This window comes from Tannerella serpentiformis, assembly GCF_003033925.1.
In the GTDB taxonomy this organism is placed as follows: Bacteria; Bacteroidota; Bacteroidia; order Bacteroidales; family Tannerellaceae; genus Tannerella; species Tannerella serpentiformis.
The window spans coordinates 1,726,391-1,743,026 of sequence record NZ_CP028365.1 but is presented as its reverse complement, the minus strand read 5'-3'; the positions used below and the strand labels follow the sequence as shown (position 1 = coordinate 1,743,026).

General features: G+C 58.9%; 17 protein-coding genes and 1 tRNA gene. 13 read left to right on the top strand and 5 right to left on the bottom strand.

What is annotated here, in order from left to right:
• Positions 1–397 precede the first annotated feature (397 nt).
• From C7123_RS07365 to C7123_RS07345, 5 genes are read right to left on the bottom strand one after another with little or no spacing between them, the layout of a single operon-like run.
• Positions 398–1,024, bottom strand: a complete 627-nt coding sequence (locus C7123_RS07365; RefSeq protein WP_069176290.1) for a TatD family hydrolase — start codon at positions 1,022–1,024, stop codon at positions 398–400.
• An 11-nt stretch (positions 1,025–1,035) separates the two neighbouring features.
• Positions 1,036–1,257 (bottom strand): membrane protein insertion efficiency factor YidD, encoded by a 222-nt coding sequence (gene yidD, locus C7123_RS07360; RefSeq protein ID WP_069176466.1) that lies wholly within the window; start codon positions 1,255–1,257, stop codon positions 1,036–1,038.
• Positions 1,257–1,655, bottom strand: a complete 399-nt coding sequence (locus C7123_RS07355; protein ID WP_069176289.1) for a ribonuclease P protein component — start codon at positions 1,653–1,655, stop codon at positions 1,257–1,259. The genes yidD and C7123_RS07355 overlap by 1 nt, the downstream gene beginning before the upstream one ends.
• On the bottom strand, positions 1,652–2,422 hold the full coding sequence (locus tag C7123_RS07350) for a uroporphyrinogen-III synthase (protein ID WP_069176465.1): 771 nt from the start codon (positions 2,420–2,422) through the stop codon (positions 1,652–1,654). Before C7123_RS07350 ends, C7123_RS07355 begins: the two co-directional genes overlap by 4 nt.
• The gene (locus tag C7123_RS07345) at positions 2,419–3,150 is read right to left on the bottom strand and encodes a DUF4271 domain-containing protein (protein WP_069176288.1); all 732 of its coding nucleotides are present in this window, start codon (positions 3,148–3,150) and stop codon (positions 2,419–2,421) included. The genes C7123_RS07350 and C7123_RS07345 overlap by 4 nt, the downstream gene beginning before the upstream one ends.
• A 500-nt stretch (positions 3,151–3,650) precedes the next feature.
• Between C7123_RS07345 and trpB the strand changes: the two genes are divergently transcribed.
• The 13 genes from trpB to C7123_RS07280 all read left to right on the top strand — a co-directional run bounded on the left by trpB (position 3,651) and on the right by C7123_RS07280 (position 16,608).
• Positions 3,651–4,844 carry a tryptophan synthase subunit beta gene (trpB, locus tag C7123_RS07340; RefSeq protein ID WP_069176287.1) on the top strand — a complete coding sequence of 398 codons (1,194 nt, stop codon included), beginning with the start codon at positions 3,651–3,653 and terminating at the stop codon, positions 4,842–4,844.
• A gap of 177 nt (positions 4,845–5,021) precedes the next feature.
• Complete coding sequence (locus C7123_RS07335) at positions 5,022–6,440, top strand: anthranilate synthase component I family protein (protein ID WP_069176286.1); 1,419 nt, start codon at positions 5,022–5,024, stop codon at positions 6,438–6,440.
• Positions 6,441–6,892: 452 nt separating this feature from the next.
• Positions 6,893–7,465 (top strand): anthranilate synthase component II, encoded by a 573-nt coding sequence (locus tag C7123_RS07330; protein ID WP_069176285.1) that lies wholly within the window; start codon positions 6,893–6,895, stop codon positions 7,463–7,465.
• 161 nt (positions 7,466–7,626) lie between these two features.
• Entirely contained in the window at positions 7,627–8,625 is a 999-nt protein-coding gene (trpD, locus tag C7123_RS07325) for an anthranilate phosphoribosyltransferase (RefSeq protein WP_069176284.1), read from the top strand.
• A gap of 197 nt (positions 8,626–8,822) precedes the next feature.
• Positions 8,823–9,641 (top strand): indole-3-glycerol phosphate synthase TrpC, encoded by an 819-nt coding sequence (gene trpC / locus C7123_RS07320; protein ID WP_069176283.1) that lies wholly within the window; start codon positions 8,823–8,825, stop codon positions 9,639–9,641.
• Positions 9,638–10,303 carry a phosphoribosylanthranilate isomerase gene (locus tag C7123_RS07315; protein ID WP_069176282.1) on the top strand — a complete coding sequence of 222 codons (666 nt, stop codon included), beginning with the start codon at positions 9,638–9,640 and terminating at the stop codon, positions 10,301–10,303. The genes trpC and C7123_RS07315 overlap by 4 nt, the downstream gene beginning before the upstream one ends.
• Positions 10,304–10,573: 270 nt before the next feature.
• Positions 10,574–11,371 (top strand): tryptophan synthase subunit alpha, encoded by a 798-nt coding sequence (gene trpA, locus C7123_RS07310; RefSeq protein WP_069176281.1) that lies wholly within the window; start codon positions 10,574–10,576, stop codon positions 11,369–11,371.
• 110 nt (positions 11,372–11,481) lie between these two features.
• Complete coding sequence (locus tag C7123_RS07305; protein WP_069176280.1) at positions 11,482–12,858, top strand: tetratricopeptide repeat protein; 1,377 nt, start codon at positions 11,482–11,484, stop codon at positions 12,856–12,858.
• Between the two features lie 171 nt (positions 12,859–13,029).
• A complete protein-coding gene (locus tag C7123_RS07300) occupies positions 13,030–13,707 on the top strand; it encodes a DUF2461 domain-containing protein (protein WP_069176279.1) in 678 nt (225 codons plus the stop codon).
• A complete protein-coding gene (locus C7123_RS07295; protein ID WP_069176278.1) occupies positions 13,704–14,396 on the top strand; it encodes a hypothetical protein in 693 nt (230 codons plus the stop codon). The genes C7123_RS07300 and C7123_RS07295 overlap by 4 nt, the downstream gene beginning before the upstream one ends.
• A 97-nt stretch (positions 14,397–14,493) precedes the next feature.
• A tRNA-Ser gene (locus C7123_RS07290) sits at positions 14,494–14,578 on the top strand.
• Positions 14,579–14,891: 313 nt separating this feature from the next.
• On the top strand, positions 14,892–16,115 hold the full coding sequence (locus tag C7123_RS07285; protein WP_069176277.1) for a site-specific integrase: 1,224 nt from the start codon (positions 14,892–14,894) through the stop codon (positions 16,113–16,115).
• Between the two features lie 37 nt (positions 16,116–16,152).
• Positions 16,153–16,608 carry a DUF1896 family protein gene (locus C7123_RS07280; RefSeq protein WP_069176276.1) on the top strand — a complete coding sequence of 152 codons (456 nt, stop codon included), beginning with the start codon at positions 16,153–16,155 and terminating at the stop codon, positions 16,606–16,608.
• Positions 16,609–16,636: the final 28 nt, after the last annotated feature.

The window sequence follows — 16,636 nt, the reverse complement described above, 5'->3', positions numbered from 1 at the left end:
GTCGCAAGGTAAATGATTTGCGAATACTTACCGGAGCAATTTGTCGCAAGGCGAATGATTTGCGATGATTTACCGGAGTAATACATCGCAATGCAAATGCTTTGCGAATACTTACCGGAGTAATTTATCGCAATTCAAATGCTTTGCGAATACTTACTGAAGTAATTTATTGCAAGGCAGATGATTTGCGAATACTTACCGGAGTAATTTATTGCAATGCAGATGCTTTGCGACTACTTACTGGAGTAATTTATTGCAAGGCAAATGATTTGCGAATACTTACCGAAGTAATTTATTGTAAGACAAGTGATTTGCGATGATTTACCGGAGTAATTTGTCGCAAGGCAAGTGATTTACGATGATTTACTCCCGCTGAAATGGGGAAACAAGGTGGATTTTAAGGGAAGAGCGCCGCGAATCGTTTCTCTACATCATGCGCCAACGATTCGACGGAGACGTGTAGTTCCCCGGCAATGCGCTCGTAAACTTCGACGATCGGAGTAGGACTATCGTCCGTTTCGACGAACAATCGGCGCCGGTCCCAAGTCGTCCGCAAGGCGTCGGGGCGGTGCAGGAGGCCGAAGGAGAGGCTGAGGCCAGCGTCAAGGAGTTGCGTGGCCAAGGGCGACTTGCCCCGAAAGCCGTGGACGATCCACGGGCTATCCGGGCGAAGGCGTTTTCTGACCTCGAGCAGTTCTCCCCAAGCACGTACGCAATGGATGATCAGCGGTTTACGCAGCTCATCGGCCAGCCTGACCTGCGCCTCGAAGAGCTCGATTTGCAGCGACATCGGCGCCTCAGCCAACCGATCGAGGCCGGCCTCGCCGATCATCACGACCTGCGGATGGGCGGCCCGGAGGCGCAACAGCGGAAGGCGATCCGCCGCGGCATGCCAAGGATGAATGCCCACCGCATAGCGTCCCCCGGGCCGTGGCTCGAAGGGCTCACTGGCGTCGATGCTGACCACGGCGGGCGTGGTGAGGTCAGCGGGCGGACGATGGGTGTGAACGTCGTAAAGTCGCATGGGGAGCGGGATCAGGGTACGGGGTCATAGCCGCTTCCGCCCCAAGGATGGCAGCGCAGAATGCGGCGAATGGCAAGCCACGATCCGCGTAAGGGGCCGTGACGGCGGAGCGCCTGGATGGCGTATTCGGAGCAGGTGGGGGTGTAGCGGCAGCTGGGCGGCGTCAGCGGGGAGATGCAGCTGCGGTAGAAGTAGATGGGCAGGAGGAGGAGGCCGGTGAGGAGACGGCGGATCATGTCGTTTTTTGTAGGATCTGGCTGACGGCTTTGTGCATCGCTTTTTCGATGGCCGCATGCGTGGGCAGGTCATTGCCGACGTACATGAAGCCGATGTGCAGGCATCGGCCATGAAGGGCGCAGCGTTCGGTCAAGGGCGTCTTGCGGGTGCGATAGGCCTCGCGGATGAGTCGCTTAATGCGGTTCCGATCGACGGCATGGCGCACGCGTCGTTTGGGAGCGCTGGCCAGGATGGCTACTCCGGGCGCACGGTCCGTGGCTGGCTCCGAGCAGTAGACGACCCTAAGGGGATATGCAATGAACGACTGCCCGCTAGCGAACAGTCGTTCAAGATCTCTTTTCAGATAAAGTCGCTCCCTTTTGGGGAGTTGATTTTTCGTCTCGCCCGTTGTCATTCGTCGTTTTGCGGGCCGTCGTTTTCCAGTTGCTTCCTTAAGTATTGCTCCAGTGCGGCGGTCATGGAGGGCGCTTCGGGCGTAGGGGCTTCGATGTCAAGACGGAGCCCTGCCTCAAGGGCCGCTTTGGCGGTGGTGGCGCCGAAGCATCCAATACGGATGTCGTCCTGCTTAAATTGTGGGAAATTCTTCATCAACGATGAGATGCCGGATGGGCTAAAGAAGACAAGCATATCGTAGTCGAACGATTCGTCTTTCGAGAACTCGCTGCAGACGGTGCGATACATGATGGCTGTCTTGCAAGGGATCTTCTTTTCTGTAAGTGCCTCAGAGATGTCGTCTTTATGGATATCGGAGGCGGGGAGTAAGTACTTTTCTTTCGGATGCTTCACGATGAGGTTAATCAGATCGTCCGTTTTGCCAGTGGCTCCGAAGAAGATCTTGCGCTTTCGGTAGACGGTGTATTTCTGCAGATAGACGGCAATGGCTTCTGTCATGCAGAAGTATTTCATCGCTTCGGGAACAACGATGCGTAATTCTTTGCACAGGTGAAAAAAATGGTCAACAGCCGTACGGGCCGTAAAGATGACTGCACTGTAATCTGGTATAACGATGCGTTGCTTTCTGAACTCTTTAGCCGTCAAGGCCTCAACCTTGATGAAGGGGCGAAAGTCAATATCCACGCCATATCGTTCCGCGATGTCGAAATACGGTGATTTCCCGGTCTCCGGTTTCGGTTGCGATACCAGCAGTTTTTTTATACTCAATGCCATAAAGAACTTATATCCGTTAATTGAAGTGTGTATCTCAACCCCTCGTAAGCCAAGAATAAGGGGATGATTTCTTGGGCGCAAAGGTAAGAACATAAAAACAATATGCCCGTGCGCCTGTTGTAAAATATGCGGATAGTGATATATATCAACAAGATACGATAGAGCGCATAAAGCGCAAGGAAAGCGGCAGCGACATAATGAGGATAACGACTATCGAAGAAGAGCCAGAGAATAGGCACGTAGAGCGTGCATCCCCAAATGCCCGTTAGAGCTTGATAACGATTATCCCACATGGCGTACCGTTCGCCAGCGTCGAAAGCATGGCCGTAAAGGAAGTAGATGATGCGCTTGAGGAGGTAGTAAAGCCAGACGGCTGCGAAGATGAGTCCGAGAGGCAGCAACACCGAGCGGAGATCGTCGGTGGGCATGGGGTAGTAGTGACCGGCCAAGAGATAGAAGAAGAGTGCGCAGAGGGAGAGCATCTGCAACTTCATGAATCCACGAAAGAAGAGGTCGCTCTTGACGGGACGATCGAAAAGGTTGTCGCGCACCTTGACGGAAAGGAGATCCTTGGCCATCTTCCGAAGCAGGAAGGCATGGGAATGGAAGACGGCAGCAAAAAGCGATATTTCAATGAGCAGGATGACGGGGATGACGTCATTCAAATAGGATCCGTCGGCCAGACGGAGGCCGATGTATCCCTCAAAAAGCCCGTTGTCCATTGTGCATTCTTTTCTGTTGGAGATTCATATATACGATGTACGCTTTGTATTGGGGGCGCGAATGTAGAGAGAGTTTGGAAAGTGGCACGTCTATATGGCTCTGCCAGACGTCTGTGCGGCGATAGAAGGTCATTCGCGCCCATCACACGCAGATGGATTTTCGGCAAGATCCGCTTAACGGGGAATAAATGCGCATGAATTTGGGTGTTTAGCAGGCGTGTTTATCTTTGCGGCCCGGAAACGAAAGGAAATATGATCCGTTTAGTGAATACAATGACGATGTGTGGGTGGTGGTGGCGCCCGATGATGTTCCAATACTGTCGTGAGATTGGGAGCACGCCCGCATGTCCATAAGTCACAAACGATCCGATTGACAATAGAGACAATGAATGGAGGCTCTGTCGCACACGACTTGCGGCAGGGCCTCTGCTGTTTTCGGGGAGTAATCCGTGCCTTGGATGTAATCCCCCCAAAAGAACGATGACATAAACCCCAAAAGAATGGAAGGACAAGACAACAATTACCGGGTCAGCCCGGAAGGATACTACGGAACGTTTGGCGGCGCGTACGTGCCAGAGATCCTGCACCGATGCGTGGAGGAGCTGCGCGAGAGTTACCTGCGCGTGATCGAGAGTGAAGCGTTCATGCAGGAGTTCAGCACACTGCTGCGTGACTATGCGGGTCGGCCGTCGCCACTTTACCACGCGGCACGCATGTCGGAACGCTACGGATGCCGCCTCTACCTCAAACGGGAAGACCTGAACCACACGGGCTCGCACAAGATCAACAATGCACTGGGACAGGTGCTGCTGGCACGACATATGGGTCGGCGGAGGGTGATCGCTGAGACGGGCGCGGGACAGCACGGCGTGGCCGTGGCCACCGTCTGCGCACTGATGGGCATGGAATGTATGATCTACATGGGGCGGACGGACACAGAGCGTCAGCGGGCGAACGTGGAGAAGATCCGTATGCTGGGCGGGGAGGTGACGCCGGTGGAGTCGGGTAACATGACGCTCAAGGACGCCACGAACGAGGCGATCCGCGACTGGTGCCGTCACCCGTCGGACACGTACTACGTGATCGGCTCGACGGTCGGACCGCACCCCTACCCGGACTTGGTGGCACGACTGCAATCGGTGATCGGACGTGAGATCAGCTGGCAACTACAGGAGCACGAGGGTCGTGACAGGCCAGACTGCCTGATGGCGTGCGTCGGCGGAGGGAGCAACGCGGCGGGGACGATCTATCCGTTCGTGGACGATGAGCGGGTGCGGATCGTATTGGCCGAGGCGGCGGGCTGCGGCGTGGAGAGTGGACGGAGTGCGGCGACGCTTCACCTGGGTCTGCCGGGCATCATCCACGGAGCACGGACGCTGGTCATGCAGGACAATGACGGACAGATCGAGGAGCCCTATTCGATCTCCGCGGGGCTGGACTATCCGGGCATCGGACCGATGCACGCTAACCTCTTTGCTCGCGGACGGGCGGAGGTGGTGGCCGTGACGGATCGGGAGGCGGTGGAGGCGGCTTACGAGCTGACTCGGCTGGAGGGGATCATCCCGGCGCTGGAGTCTGCTCACGCGCTGGGGGCGCTCGGTCGACTGCGTTTCGGACCGGATGAGCTGGTGGTGCTGACTGTCTCTGGACGGGGGGATAAGGATATGGAGACGTATCTCTCTGCGAAGCCTTAACGGCCTTCCTTGATGACCTTCTTTTCTTGCCTTGATGCAAGAAAAGAAGCAAAAGAAAATCAAGGCGTCAGGGACGCCGGCCATCCTTGCCGGGTACCTTGGTGGGGAGAGGCTGACTTTGGCTGTCTTTGCTGGGTGCTTCTAATTTTTGACTCATTATTAATTGATCTACATCGTATGGAAACTTATAACTACACTACTCATAGCAAACGGATCCCGGGCGATATGCATACGCCGGTGAGCCTTTACCTCAAGTTACGCGACCTCTATCCGCAATCGGTGCTGATGGAGAGCTCGGATTATCACGCGGGCGAGAACTCGCGTTCGTTTATTGCGCTCTGTCCGCTGGCGAGCATCGCTATCAACCGCGGCACGGCTACCGTAACACTGCCCGACGGCGCCCGCGAGGAGCACACGCTGCCCGACCGCCCCGAGGCCGTGACCGATGCCTTGCGCGACTTCATGAACCGCTTCCATGTCTCGGGCGACGACCGCCGGGTGTGCGGCCTCTATGGCTACACCACCTTCAACGCCGTCCGTTACTTCGAGCGCATCCCCGTCCGCGAGAGCCGCGAGGAGCGCAACGACGCCCCGGACATCTACTACATCCTCTACCGCTACGTCATCGTCATCAACCCCTTCCGCAGCGAGCTGCGACTCGTGGAGCTTAGGGCCGACGGAGAGGAGAGCGGGCTGCCGGCGCTGGAGGCGGCCATCGACAACCGCAACTATGCCACCTACGCTTTCGCCCGACGCGGCCCGGCGGTGAGCACCCTCACCGACGAGGAGCTGCGCGCCAATGTGCGCCGCGGCATTGCCCACTGCATGCGGGGCGACGTCTTCCAGATCGTCCTCTCGCGCCGCTTCATCCAGCCTTTTGACGGCGACGACTTCCCCGTCTATCGTGCCCTGCGCCGCATCAACCCCTCGCCCTACCTCTTCTATTTCGACTTCGGCGGCTACCGCATCTTCGGCTCATCGCCCGAGACGCACTGCAAGATCGAGGGCCAACGCGCCTTCATCGATCCCATCGCCGGCACCACCCGACGCACGGGTGACGCCCCGACCGACCGCCACCTGACGGAGGCGCTCCTGAACGACCCGAAGGAGAACGCGGAGCATGTCATGCTGGTCGATTTGGCCCGTAACGACCTCTCTCGCAACTGTCACGACGTGCGCGTAGTCTTCTACAAAGAGCCGCAGTATTACAGCCACGTCATCCACCTGGCCAGTCGCGTGGAGGGCACCCTCAACGCCGGGGTAGACCCGCTCCGGGCCTTCGCCGACACCTTCCCCGCGGGCACACTCAGCGGGGCGCCCAAGGTGCGCGCCATGCAGCTCATCAGCCAGATCGAGCCGCACAACCGCGGCGCCTATGGAGGCACGATCGGCTTCATCGGCCTGGATGGCGACATGACGCAGGCCATCACCATCCGCACCTTTGTCAGCCGCAACAACGAGCTTTGGTATCAGGCCGGATGCGGCGTCGTGTCCGACAGTAGCGACGAGGGCGAACTGCAAGAGGTGAACAACAAGTTGGCCGCCCTCCGGCGCGCCATCGAGGAGGCGGAGGAGCAATCCGCCACACTCGGATAGCTCTTTCCACACGGAAATTCATCCACCCGAGGGTTGGTGAAGGTGTTTCTTCGAAGAAATTCGGCCAACGACCTTCGGTTGAAGGAATTTCTTTGAGTAATTTTTACCGTTGACTGGTCGTCGGTGAAAATTACTCAAGGAAATTCGGCCAACGGCCCTCGGTTGAAGGAATTTCCTCGAGGAATTTTTGCCGTTGACTAGTCGTCGGTGAAAAATACTCAAGGAAATTCGACCAACGGCCCTCGGTTGAAAGAATTTCCTCGAGAATTTTTGCCATTGACTGGTCGTCGGTGAAAAATCCTCAAGGAAACACCCTCACCAGCCCTCCATTGGGGCCATTGTCGTACGACAATTCGTTCAACCGAGGGTGATTGGGGCCGTTGTCGCGAAACATCGTGTCCACGGGCCCCCATATTTAGTTTTTCGTTTTTAGTTTTCCCCATCCCCCTTTTATGAAGATCCTCCTTTTAGACAACTACGACTCCTTCACCTACAACCTGGTGCACGCCTTGCACGACGCTGGGGCGCAGGACGTCACCGTGGTCCGCAACGACCGCATCGACCTCGACGCCGCCGCGGCGTTCGACAAGATCATCCTCTCGCCCGGCCCCGGCATCCCCGAAGAGGCCGGCCTACTCCTGCCGCTCATCCGGCGTTATGCCCCGTCGAAGCCCATCCTGGGCGTCTGCCTCGGCCATCAAGCCATCGGCCAAGTGTTCGGGGCACGCCTCGAGAACCTCTCCGACGTCTTTCACGGCGTCCAGACGCCCATCCGACTCACCGCCACCGACGAGCCCCTCTTTGCCGGCCTCACGGGCGAGTTCACCGCCGGGCGCTACCACTCGTGGGTCGTCAGCCGCGAAGGCTTCCCCGACGACACGCTCCAGGTGACAGCCGAAAGCCCCGACGGCTACATCATGGCCCTACGCCATCGCACCTACCCCGTGCACGGCATACAGTTCCACCCCGAGTCCATCCTGACGCCCGTCGGAGAAAAGATCATCCGCAACTTTTTAGCCCAATGATCCACACGGCCCGTCAGGAGGGCGTATGCAATACGCCCCTACCGCGATACACGTACCCGGCCAAACTTGGCCGGCGTCCCTGACGCCTTGATTTTCTTTTGCTTCTTTTCCCCACATCAAGGCAAGAAAAGAAGGTCCCAATCCCCCAACTACTCACCCTTATGAAAGATATCCTCAACAAGCTCACCGAGCACCGCTGCCTCAGCCGCGACGAGGCGCGCGCCATCCTGCAAGACATCGCGCAGGGGCGCTACAACGACGCCCAGACAGCGTCCCTCATCACCGTTTTCCTCATGCGCGCCATCTCCGTGGACGAGCTTTGCGGCTTCCGCGACGCCCTCTTGGAGATGCGCCACCCCGTCGACCTCTCGGACTACGCGCCCATCGACATCGTGGGCACCGGCGGCGACGGTCGCAACACGTTCAACATCTCCACCGCCGCCTCGTTCGTCGTAGCTGCCGCCGGACTGCCCGTGGCCAAGCATGGCAACTATGGCGCCACGTCGGTCAGCGGTGCCAGCAACGTCATCGAGCGTATGGGAGTGCGCTTCACGGCCGACGAGGGGGCACTGCGCCGCAGCATGGACGGTTGCCGTCTGGCCTACCTCCACGCCCCGCTCTTCAACCCCGCCATGAAGGCCGTCGCCCCCGTGCGCAAAGCCCTCGGCGTACGCACCTTCTTCAACATCCTCGGCCCCCTGGTCAATCCCGCCCTACCGGCCGCACAGCTGTTAGGCGTCTACAACTTGGCTCTGCAACGGCTCTACACCTACACCTATCAGGCTGCCGGCACGACACGCTTTGCCGTGGTGCATAGCTTGGATGGCTACGACGAGATCTCGCTCACGTCCGACTTCAAGGTGTCGGGCGCCGACGGCGAACAGATCTATCGCCCCGAGACGTTAGGCCTCGCGCGACTACGTCCGGAGGCGCTCTATGGCGGCGCGACACCCGACGAAGCCGCCGACATCTTCCGTCGCGTGCTCGAGAACCGTTCGACAGCCGCGCAGAAGCAAGCCGTCGTCGCCAATGCCGCCTTCGCCATCCGCCTCATGCGTCCCGACGCCACCCTCCCCGACTGCATCGCCGAAGCCACGGAGACCATCGACAGTGGCCGCGCCCTCCAAACCCTCAAGCGATTCATCGAACTCAATCAATAAACAAGAAACAGATCTCTTTTCAGCCGGTAGGGTAGGGGCGTATCGCATACGCCCAACAAACGCACCCGAAGGGGGCGAATGCCGGATACATGTATTCGGCCCCTTCGGGCCCGTCAGGAGGGCGTATGCGATACGCCCCTACCCTACCGGCTGGAGACACATCATATACACATCCCCTCTAACCATTGACCATTCAAATGCAAGACATCCTCTCCCAAATCATAGCCAACAAGCGCTTCGAGATCGACATCCGCAAGCGCATCATCCCCCAAGAACAGTTCGAAGAAGCCCTCCTCGACGGCATGCCACGGCCGACGCACTCCATGCGGCGCGCCCTGGCCGAATCGCCCACGGGCATCATTGCCGAGTTCAAACGCCGATCGCCGTCGAAAGGCTGGATCGCCCGCGAGGCCGACCCGGCGCACGTCGTGCCCGACTATGCCCGCGCTGGCGCCGCCGCCCTCTCCGTGCTCACGGACGAGAAGTTCTTCGGCGGCACCGTCCGCGACCTCCGCGCCGTCCGTCCGCTAACGGATCTGCCCATCCTCCGCAAAGACTTCATCATCGACGCCTATCAGCTCTATGAGGCGCGTATCATCGGCGCCGACGCCGTGCTGCTCATTGCCGCCGTGCTCTCGCCCGACCAATGTCGCGAGCTGGCCGACGTGGCGCATCGGCTCGGGCTGGAGGTGCTCCTGGAGCTGCATACGGCCGACGAGCTGCGGCACATCTGCCCCGAGGTGGATATGATCGGCATCAACAACCGCCACCTCGGCAGCTTCTCCACCGACCCCGAACACTCGCTGCGCATGGCCGGACTGCTGCCCGCGGGCGACGACGTCGTGCGCATCTCGGAGAGCGGCCTTTCGGATCCGGCCACCATCCACCGGTTGCGCCGAGCGGGCTATCGTGGCTTCCTCATCGGCGAGACGTTCATGCGCGCCAGCCGCCCGGGCGAAGCGCTCGCCTCCTTCCTCCGCGACGTGGAGGCGCAAGGCACGGAGGCCACAGCATGATCGGCGGCCGACTGATCAAGGTCTGCGGACTGCGCGCGGCGGACAATGTGCGCGCAGTGGCGGCGCTGCCCGGCGTCGATCTGGTGGGCTTCATCTTCCACCCTGCATCGCCGCGCTGCGTGACAGATGTGCCAGACGTGCCGCTGCCCGATGGCGTGCGTCGCGTGGGCGTCTTTGTCGACGTCCCCGCGGAGCAGATCGTGGCCACGGCCCGTCGCTATGGCCTGCATCTCGTGCAGCTGCACGGCCACGAGTCGCCCGACATGTGTCGCCGTCTGGCCGACGTGGGGCTGGGCGTCATCAAGGCTTTCCCCGCTACACCCGAGGCGGTGCGTAACGACACGGCGCGCTATGCCACGTCCGGCTGTCGCCTCTTCCTCTTCGACACCCCCACGACCTCGCATGGCGGCTCGGGACGCACGTTCGACTGGCACGTGTTGCAGGACTACGTGGGCCAGACGCCCTTCCTGCTCGGTGGCGGACTAGGGCCCGATGCCCGCGACGCCCTCAGCCGCTTCACCCATCCCCGCTTGGCCGGCTATGACCTCAACAGTCGCTTCGAATGCTGCCCCGCCGAGAAAGACGTCGAGGCGCTACGCACGTTCCTGCAACGCTTAGACGGCGTACCCGGCCAAACTTCCCCGGCCTCGGTGAGGCCTTGATCTTCTTTTGCCTCCTTTTCTTCCATCAAGGGAAGGCCCCTACCGGGGCAAGGAAGTCTTTCCTGGTACTTTTTCAAGGCTGATCATATACCCGGCTAAACTTCCCCGGCCTCGGTGAGGCCTTGACTTTCTTTTGCCTCCTTTTCTTGTGTCAAGACAAGAAAAGGAGGTAGGGGTTCGGGGGCAACGCCCCCGCAATATGCCCGGCCATGACGCCGCCCCTCCATTATTTCACTCATCATCCATCCCCATCACACCACAAACCCCAATATGAATCGTATAGAAACCCTCTTCCAGAGCGGCCGTCGCGACCTGCTCTCCATTTACTTCTGCGCCGGCACACCGCGCCCCGACGCTACGGCCGACACCATTCGCGCCCTGGAGCGCCACGACGTCGACCTGATCGAAATCGGCATCCCCTTTAGTGACCCCATGGCCGACGGCCCCGTCATCCAGCGCGCCGCCACCGACGCCCTTCGCCACGGCATGACGCTCCGCCGACTCTTCGACGACCTGGCCGACATCCGCCGCGACGTCCGCCTACCGCTCATCCTCATGGGTTACCTCAACCCCATCCTTCGCTTCGGCTTCGAGGCCTTCTGTGCCCGCTGCGCCGAGGTGGGCATCGACGGCGTCATCATCCCCGACCTCCCCTTCGCCGACTATATGACGGACTACCGCCCCCTGGCCCAACGCTACGGACTGGATATGATCATGCTCATCACGCCAGAGACGTCCGAGGAACGGATCCGCGCCATCGACGCCGCCACCGACGGCTTCCTTTATATGGTCTCGTCGGCCTCCACCACCGGCGCCCGCGACGCGTTCGACGCACCCACGCTCGACTACTTCCGCCGCATCGCCGCCCTACCCCTCCGCAATCCGCGTATGATCGGCTTCGGCGTCTCCAACCGTGCCACCTTTAGCGATGCTTGTCGCCACGCCTCGGGCGCCATCATCGGCAGCCGCTTTGTCAGTCTGCTTGAGGAGGAAGGCGGCGACGCCACACGCGCTATTGTCCGTCTCAAGGAGGCGATCGGGGCGTCTACGGACGCCAGCGAAGTTTGACCGGGGGGCTGCGGCCTCTGCCGAGGCAGGGAAGTGAGGCCGGGGGCGTGAAGGGGGCAATTCTCTCCCCTCCCCTACCTTTGGCCGCACATCATCCATCATGCACACACATGAAAGCATTCTACACCCTCCTCACCCTTGCCGCACTGCTTGCCGGGCAGACCCTTCAGGCGCAGCGCGATGACTGGCAACGTATGGTCGACCAGAAGCATTTTGCTGAGGTGTTGGCCTTGGCAAAGTCGCATCCGGACACGACGGACTTTGCCGCCCTTTATGCCGCAGGACAGGCCGCAGAGGGCCTGCTCAAGTACCGCGACGCCTACCATTATTATAGGCGTTGCCCGGCCACCGACTCCGCACGCACGGAGCTGCTTGTGGCGCTCGCACGCACCGCCGGCGCCATCGGGCAGACGGACGAGGCAGAGCGCTACCTGTTGCAACTGCGTGCGCGTGACACGGCGGACTTCTACGCCAACCATCAGCTGGCCCGATTCTATGACCGGCAGGGCGACACCGAGCGTGCGATGGCGTATTACGAGAAGCTGCTGGCCAGCGACCCGCAGAACCCGGTGCTGATGCGCAACGTGGCCGACTGTGCCCGACAGTTGGGGCAGAATGGCGTGGCGATGGTGACCTACATGGAGGCGTTCCAAGTCGAGCCGGAAAATGCGCTGGCCGCAGCGGCGCTGGCCAACTATATGCTGTCGATGCAGCTGGCGGACATCGCCCTCGAGGTCTGCGACAAGGCCCTCACCTATCACCCACGCCATCGCGCGCTCCGACGTAACCGGGGCATGGCGCTCTTCAGCATGGGCGCGTATCTGGCGGCAGATTCGGTTTACGCGGCCCTCCTCTCCGAGGGCGATTCGTCGCAACTGACGCTCAAATACGGCGGTTGCGCGCGCTATTACACGGGCCACTTCATGGATGCCATCCCGCTCTTAGAGTCGGCTTACGATGGGGACACGACCGCCGTCGACGTCTGCCTGCTGCTCGGATCCGCCCTGGGTCGCACCTACGATCGCCGCCGCGCCTTCGCCCTCTTCGACCGTGCCGAGGCGCTCATGCAGCCCGCCCCTGCACTGACCGACATGCTCACTCGCTTCCGCGCCGAGACGTTCGAGCGCGACGGCCAAAAGGAACGCTCCGATGCGCTCTATTATCAACTCTGGACGGAGCGCAACCGCTTCGATCTGCTGGGCCGCATCTGGGAGCATTACAACGACACGGAGCGCGCCGAGAAAGACGAAGCCTATGCCCGTCGGAGCCGCTTCATCACCGTGCTTTTTGCTACCGAATACCTGGCCCGCCCCAAACGCGACGCCAAGCTGATGAGTTTCCTGAACACGCAACTGAACAAGTTCGTCTCCGATATGTTTTTCCGCCAGACGAAGCAACTGCCTACCCTCGCGCCCGACGGTAAGGTCGGCGTCTGCACCGAGCAACAATTGCAAGCCCTCATGTCGCGTCTGCAAGGCGTACGATGAGCTTTTTTGTTGAACGAAAAGCGCAAGGCCGTGACGTCGGCGCAGGTTGCGCAACTCCCAAAGCATTTGCCGCGACGTCTGCGCAGATTGCGCCGCTCTCAAAGCATTGGCCGTGGCATCAGCGATAACTCTAAAGCAATTTCTACCTCTCACGTATAACTACCCATCACAATGACTCCCGAAGTATTTGACTTCCTGCGCGAGCTACGCGCCAACAATAACCGCGAATGGTTTCAGGACAACAAGAAGCGTTATGACGCCCTGCGCGCCGACTTCATCAACGACGTCGGCCAGCTGATCAACCACATCGCCACCTTCGACCCCGAGATCGTCGGACTCGATGCCCGCAGCTGCGTCTATCGCATCTATCGCGACCTCCGCTTCTCACCCGACAAGACGCCCTACAAGACCTATTTCAGCGCCTACATGACCGGCTTCGGCGGCCGATCGAGCGCGTATGGCGGCTATTACATCCATCTCGAGCCCGACGCGCCCCAATTAGCTGGCGGCGTCTGGTGTCCCACCTCGCCCATGCTCAAGCAGCTCCGCCGCGACATCTGCGACAACATGGACGAGCTGACCGCCATCATCGACGCGCCCGCCTTCCGCCACACGTTCGGCACCTTCACCGGCGAACAGCTCACCCGCATGCCCCAAGGCTTCCCAGCCGACACGCCTCGCGGCGAACTATTGCGCTTCAAGAGTTACGTCGTGATGAGCGTCAAGCCCGAATCATACTTCACCGCCCCGGACTGGCTCGACCGCGCCACGGAAGACTTCCGCCTGCTGCAGCCCCTCAACCGTTTCTTGAACTACACCGTCGGCGAGTTCTTCGGTAAAGAGCCATGAGACGCCTTATCGTCCCCCTCTACCGTCGCCTGTTCTGCCGCAAGGGCTACGGCGTTCATTCGCCCTTCGTCTTCGACCTGATCACGAACGTGCTCGAAGAGTCACGCGGTTATTACGCCTACACTCGCCTGCACGCTGCGCACGCTCTTGCCGACCCACACGACCGACTGCCGTTACGCGACGCTCGGTGGCTCTTCCGCTTAGCCAACCGTTTCCACCCGCGGCATCTCGTCATCGTCGGCACCGGTGGCGGATTGACACCGCTCAGCCTGACCGCCTACGTCTCAAGCGGCCTGCACGCCATCGCTTTGGAGGAATGTCCGACTACTGCCGACACCGTCCGCACGCTCTTCCACAATCGCACCACGTCGCCCATTGAAGTGCGTTGCGGCACCTACGAGACGGAACTTCCCAATGCGCTCACCGAATACGGCCACCCAGACTGCATCGTCCTCGACGTCCCCCCAGATCGCCTCGCATCGCTCTTCCACCTCTGCACCGACTACCTATCGGACGAGACCCTGTTACTCATCCGCGGCATCCACGCCACGCCGCTCGCTCGTCGCACTTGGCAAGCCCTCTTCTGCGCCCACCCCTCGGCCACGGTCTGCGTTGACGCCTACACGTGGGGCATTGTCTTCTTTCGCCCCGGCCTACCGCGGCAAGTCTTCCGGCACATCGTCGTCTGACATTCGAGAGCCAGACTTGCGTAAAAAATGTCTCGCCTTATCTTTGCGGCGCATTAGCAAGGAGGGGAAGCGTCCCCTACGACAGCAACTAAACCAAGGAGAGATGGCAGAGTGGTCGATTGCGGCGGTCTTGAAAACCGTTGAACCGAGAGGTTCCGGGGGTTCGAATCCCTCTTTCTCCGCTGGAAGGCTTCAATAGGGCTTCAGAAAGCAAGTCAATTAAGCCTTCAAACTCATAGATAATCGTTGTAAAATCAAGGTTTTACAGCGATTTTTCTTTTGTATATACCTGATTGCCTGACGGCATAACCCCATGTTTTGGCAGTCACCTCTCGGTCATATTCTGCTACACTTCCTGCTACACAAAAACGGCAGCAGCAAAAAATGTAGCAGTGACGGGATTGTGAATACCATATTGACGGCATTAATTCTCTCTGTTTCATTGCACTAAGTTGAACTTTGCGGCCGAAAAGCTGTATAACAAAACGATGCAATATGAGAATGAACTTCAAGGTCTCCTTCTACCTACGCTCGAACTACGAGAACAAAGAGGGAAAGTCGCCCGTCATGCTTCGAGTCTTTCTGGGCGGAGAGATGGCGAACTTCGGTACGACGAAGATTTTCGTGAAGAAGTCCCTTTGGAGCAATGCCACAAGTCGGCTCAGAGGGAGAACAGCCGAAGCCTTGTCGGTGAACGCAGCGCTGGATGCCATCTCCACGACACTCCACGGGATCTATCGCAAGTACGAGAACGACGAGTCGCTGTCATTGGATTTAATCCGGACTGTTTATTTCGGTAAGAACAGGGAGTTCACCTCTTTCCTCCCAGTCTTCGATAAGTTCTTGGAAGACATCAAGCAGCGTGTCGGTAAGACCATCGGTGCGGACAGTTTGCAGAAGTACAGCGTGCTAAGGAGGCACTTTGCTGAGTTTCTCATGTACAAGTATTCTCGGAAAGACATTGGGCTGAATGAGTTTACCCCCGCTGTCGTTCAAGACTTCCATCTCTATATGAGTACGGTCACGGGATGCGCCTACAACACTTCGGTCAAGAAGGTGAAAACGCTCAAGACCATAACCATCTATGCTCAGAAGCGAGGCTTTTTGCTTCATGACCCCTTTGTCAATCACCATTTCCACATGGAGCCAGTAGATAGAGGCTTCCTGACGGACGAAGAGATCCTCCGAGTAGCCAACAAGGATTTGGGTATCCAGCGACTGGAGTTGGTGCGGGACATCTTCATCTTTTCATGCTTCACCGGACTGGCCTACATCGATGTGTCTAACCTCACGCCCGACCACATTGTGACGATGGACGACAAACAATGGATCATGACCAAGCGACAGAAAACAAGCGTGGAGACCAATGTGCTGCTTCTCGACATCCCGAGAGCAATTATTACGAAGTACAGCCACAAGACGTATCGGGACGGTAAGCTCTTTCCCGTCCTGACGAATCAGAAAACCAACTCCTATCTCAAGGAGATCGCGGACCTCTGCGGGATCAAGAAGAAGCTGACCTTCCATCTTGCCCGCCACACCTTTGCCACCATGTCGCTAAGCAAGGGCGTCCCCATCGAATCCGTTTCCAAGATGTTGGGGCATACGAACATCCGCACGACGCAGATCTACGCCCGCATCACGAACAAGAAGATCGAACACGACATGGAGCAACTGTCCGAGAAGCTCGGTAAGTTCAACTCCGCGATGGGGATCTGATACAATAGCTAAGTCACATCAAAAACAGAAACACGATATGAAAACAACAAACAAGAAGGAGTTCTCCTATTACCGACTGCGATTAGCGTCCTATTTGAAAGATTATCACCCCGAACGGCTGGCCGACGAGGCGTTTATCCGCGACCGATCGGACGCCGCGGTGCAGGCCTATGAAGACGCCTTTCGGCAAGGCTATCCTGTTCTCGAAGCCGGGTATATCGCTACGGAAGTCCTTTTCGCAGGACTGCATTTTTCGCCGTATTACATGCTCGAACAGATTATTGAGAACGAGTTCGCCAACGTGGTTCCGCCTGAACGTGCCGCGGATTTTGCGCTGCGGCTGTTGCAGAGTGACACTATCCGCGAGACCATCGCGAAGTACGAGCCGGGCGACGATTTCGACGGCAGTTCGGAGTACGACCAGCTCTACACCGAGCTGACCGGTGTCATCGTCGAACTACTTGAGGCGGACGGCGTGAAGGTGCTCCCGTAGCCTCCGCCCCTTCTGCATCCCGTTTTTC

Bases quoted from the DNA above. Each gene is read 5' to 3' on its own strand.
- C7123_RS07365 (WP_069176290.1), bottom strand. From the start codon at position 1,024: ATGCGACTTTACGACGTTCACACCCATCGTCCGCCCGCTGACCTCACC.
- C7123_RS07355 (WP_069176289.1), bottom strand. From the start codon at position 1,655: ATGACAACGGGCGAGACGAAAAATCAACTCCCCAAAAGGGAGCGACTT.
- C7123_RS07345 (WP_069176288.1), bottom strand. From the start codon at position 3,150: ATGGACAACGGGCTTTTTGAGGGATACATCGGCCTCCGTCTGGCCGAC.
- trpB (WP_069176287.1), top strand. From the start codon at position 3,651: ATGGAAGGACAAGACAACAATTACCGGGTCAGCCCGGAAGGATACTAC.
- C7123_RS07335 (WP_069176286.1), top strand. From the start codon at position 5,022: ATGGAAACTTATAACTACACTACTCATAGCAAACGGATCCCGGGCGAT.
- C7123_RS07330 (WP_069176285.1), top strand. From the start codon at position 6,893: ATGAAGATCCTCCTTTTAGACAACTACGACTCCTTCACCTACAACCTG.
- trpD (WP_069176284.1), top strand. From the start codon at position 7,627: ATGAAAGATATCCTCAACAAGCTCACCGAGCACCGCTGCCTCAGCCGC.
- trpC (WP_069176283.1), top strand. From the start codon at position 8,823: ATGCAAGACATCCTCTCCCAAATCATAGCCAACAAGCGCTTCGAGATC.
- C7123_RS07315 (WP_069176282.1), top strand. From the start codon at position 9,638: ATGATCGGCGGCCGACTGATCAAGGTCTGCGGACTGCGCGCGGCGGAC.
- trpA (WP_069176281.1), top strand. From the start codon at position 10,574: ATGAATCGTATAGAAACCCTCTTCCAGAGCGGCCGTCGCGACCTGCTC.
- C7123_RS07305 (WP_069176280.1), top strand. From the start codon at position 11,482: ATGAAAGCATTCTACACCCTCCTCACCCTTGCCGCACTGCTTGCCGGG.
- C7123_RS07300 (WP_069176279.1), top strand. From the start codon at position 13,030: ATGACTCCCGAAGTATTTGACTTCCTGCGCGAGCTACGCGCCAACAAT.
- C7123_RS07295 (WP_069176278.1), top strand. From the start codon at position 13,704: ATGAGACGCCTTATCGTCCCCCTCTACCGTCGCCTGTTCTGCCGCAAG.
- C7123_RS07285 (WP_069176277.1), top strand. From the start codon at position 14,892: ATGAGAATGAACTTCAAGGTCTCCTTCTACCTACGCTCGAACTACGAG.
- C7123_RS07280 (WP_069176276.1), top strand. From the start codon at position 16,153: ATGAAAACAACAAACAAGAAGGAGTTCTCCTATTACCGACTGCGATTA.